Raw genomic sequence first — 3273 nt, 5'->3', positions numbered from 1 at the left:
CATGGATTTCTGAATTTGTGAGATTAACTGTACCAATTGACAGATCGGCACTATTTTCAATGTTATTTTTAGTGAAAGCTCTAATGAAAATACCTGTGCCATTTTCAGCATGAAGCTCTGCATTGGTCAGATTGATTTCATTGCTATGATGTTTTTGTGGATCATTTAGCTCATCTTGTTTGGTAGTAGGGTGAGTTACGAATTGCAAACCAGAAACTTCTGCTGTTGCAGAAACATTTGTCAAATCAATATGCCCACCGTTGATTGCAAATAACGCTGTTTCGTTCGCTGCTACGGATCCTCCCGTCATGTTGACTGCACCACCATCGATTGCTGCAAGCCCAGTTCCACTACTACTAATCGTTGTTTTTTCAAGAAAAATTATACTGTTTGCGCCATTAGAAAATACACCAGATGACTTATCGCTATAATTTGTTTTTAGGGTCACATCTGCAACAGTAATATGTCCACCATTTTCAGCAACCAATGCATTACCTTTCCCCGTGACGGTTCCTTCCGTCATGCTGATGGTGGAGTTTGAACCTTCCGCATAGAGTCCAACGTTATCAGATGTAATGTTTGCATTGTTGGTTAAAGTGATGGCACTGCCGCTTTTAGCAGATATTGTTGTATTTTGTGCATGAAATGATCCTCCCGAGATTGTTATTGTCGAATCATTCTCTGCTAATACACCTTTTTCAAATACACCGGTGGCTGCTTGAGCCACTGTTACATCTTTTAAAGTGACGGTACTTTTATTTGCGTTTATTCCATAGTACAGTGTCCCATCCTTTTTAACACCCGATATTGTCACATTTTCTAGTTTGTTTTCACTACTGTTACTGTTTGAGAATATAGCACTAGTTGAAGAAGTTGTAATGGTTCCCCCAGTCATCTTGATTGCGCCACCGTTTTGTGCTTGAAGCCCGAAGAAAGCATCATTAATCGTTGTCTTTCCAAGTAATTCAATCATGCTACCAAGGCCACTAGAAACTGCACCAGTTCCATAACCATCTTTTGTTTTTAGGGTGACATCTGTAACAGTAATATGGCCACCGGATGTTGTCTTTACTGCTTGCTCTTTCGCTGTGATGCTCCCCCCTGTCATTTCGATGATGGACTTTGAATCTGCCGCATGGAGTCCAGCAGCATTATTAGATGTAATGTTTGCATCGCCAGTTAAAGCGATGGTGCTGCCGTTTTGAGCAAATATTGCTGTTCTTTCTGCATCAAATGATCCTCCTAAAACGTTTATTATGGAATCATATGCCTCTATGGCAGTTTGTGCTTGCGTCACTGTTACATTATTTAAAGAGATATAACTTGCATCTGCTTTTATTCCAAAGAACAGTGGCACATCCTCTTTAATACTCGATATGGTCACATTTTCTAGTTTGTTTTCATATTTATAACTGTGACTGTTTAAGAATGTAGCACCAGCTGCAGAAGCTGTAATGGTTCCTCCAATCATCTTGATTGTGGCCTCATCTATTACTTGAATCCCGATGAAAGCATTATTAATCGTTGTCTTTCCAAGTAATTCAATTATGCTAAGGTCTTCACAAGCTACACCAATTCCATAAACATCTTTTGTTTTTAGGGTGACATCTGTAGCAATAATATGGCCACCGTATGTTGTCTTTACTGCTTGCTCTTTCGCTGTGATGCTCCCTCCTGTCATTTCGATGATGGCCTTTGAACCTGCCGCATAGAGTCCAACATCATTAGATGTAATGTTTGCATCGCCAGTTAAAGTGATGTTGCTGCCGTTTTGAGCAAATATTGCGGTTTTTTCTGCATCAAATGATCCTCCTAAAACTTTTACTGTGGAATCATATGCATCTATGGCAGTTTGTGTTTGTTTAACTGTTACATTTTCTAAAGTGATAAAACTTTTCTTGTTTATTTTTATTCCAAGGAGTGATGATGCTTCATTTTTATTATCTGATATTACTACATTTTGCAGTATATTTCTATTATCCTTACTATCATCAATATAAACACCAGTTTGAGAAGCTGTAATGTTCCCCCCAGTCAGGTTGATGTTAGCGCCGTCTTTTACAGAAATACCAAAACGAACATCAGAATCAGTGCCTTGAATATTTAAGCCATTTAATTCAAGCGCACTGTTAGCACCTTCAACTGTTACAACATATTTATCGCTACTTGTGTCTGTATTTGTGTTTTCATTTCCAGTTACAGTTACAGTACTGCCGGTGATTTTTCCTTTGTCTTTTACATAAATAGTCTCGTACGTTTTTCCGGATATATCTTTTTCTTCGTTGGCAACGCCAAGAGTTTCAGCATGTGCAGTGAACTGGATGTTGAATAGGATGATAGCGGCTGCAGCTGTGCATGATAAAAGGGATGTTTTATACACTAGTATTCTCCTTATGATAGCCCCCAAATATTCATTTCCCCGCGAACTTCATAAGAAGAAGTGAAAATGGATAGTTGTTATTAATTTCAGTAATTGTTTTTATTTGGTAAGACATTTTTGGTTTTTTGTCAAAATTAAAAAATAATTGATATTAATTATGTCTAATACAAAATGTATTTATAATGGATTTTATTTAAAGAATTATAATTTTGAATATTATTATTCAGAGAAATATTCTGAGATACTGATATAGTGGTACCATGACATCTTTTACGTGATGGTAGGGATTATTATATGACGCAAACTGGGGTTATGAGGGAACAAAAAAGGATGTAGAAGAAGCTTATAAAAAAGCTAACTTACTTGGGCTTAAAGTGGGTTGTCATATTTCAACACAGTGGTATTAATTTATTTCTAATAGACTTCTCTTTTTTTCAAAGTAGGAAGTACTCTTCATCTACTGGGGATGGAAGTGCTCTGTTGCGTTTGTTGTGTCTTGTCTTGGAGATTTTCGTAAAGAACTAAGTATAAAGAGGGAAGGGTGCTTTAAAAGGAAAAAGGATGACTTTAATGTACAAAAAGNATCTTGGGAGGATAAAGAACAAAAGCTATTCGAGCGATCTTTTTATGAAAGGGTGTCAAGAATAAAAAAGGGCAGCATATCGTGCTGCCTTTTTATTAAATTGAATAGAATGAATAGGCTTGCTTTTACAGCTTTGTGTTAAAACTGATAGCGTATGCCGCCTGAGAAATTTGCTCCAGATATACCAGTTTTCTGAAGCTTTTGTTGATAACTTACATCACCATGAAGGGAGAAATTGTGAGACAGTTGCGCATTGATGCCAACGCCGCCTTCAATTGCAGGTCCCATAGGATCAAGGTCAAAATCTCTG

General features: G+C 37.3%; 1 protein-coding gene and 1 pseudogene. Both read right to left on the bottom strand.

What is annotated here, in order from left to right:
- A pseudogene (locus tag ACFILT_RS03290) lies at positions 1-2380 on the bottom strand (autotransporter outer membrane beta-barrel domain-containing protein); the annotation flags it as partial.
- A 721-nt stretch (positions 2381-3101) separates the two neighbouring features.
- A partial coding sequence (locus ACFILT_RS03285) for an autotransporter outer membrane beta-barrel domain-containing protein (protein WP_375627977.1) occupies positions 3102-3273 on the bottom strand: 172 nt, incomplete at its 5' end.

Source organism: Bartonella sp. AP7XZML, from assembly GCF_042195745.1.
In the GTDB taxonomy this organism is placed as follows: domain Bacteria; phylum Pseudomonadota; class Alphaproteobacteria; order Rhizobiales; family Rhizobiaceae; genus Bartonella.
The sequence above is the reverse complement of the archived record's forward strand: the minus strand, read 5'-3'. Positions and strand labels throughout refer to the sequence as shown.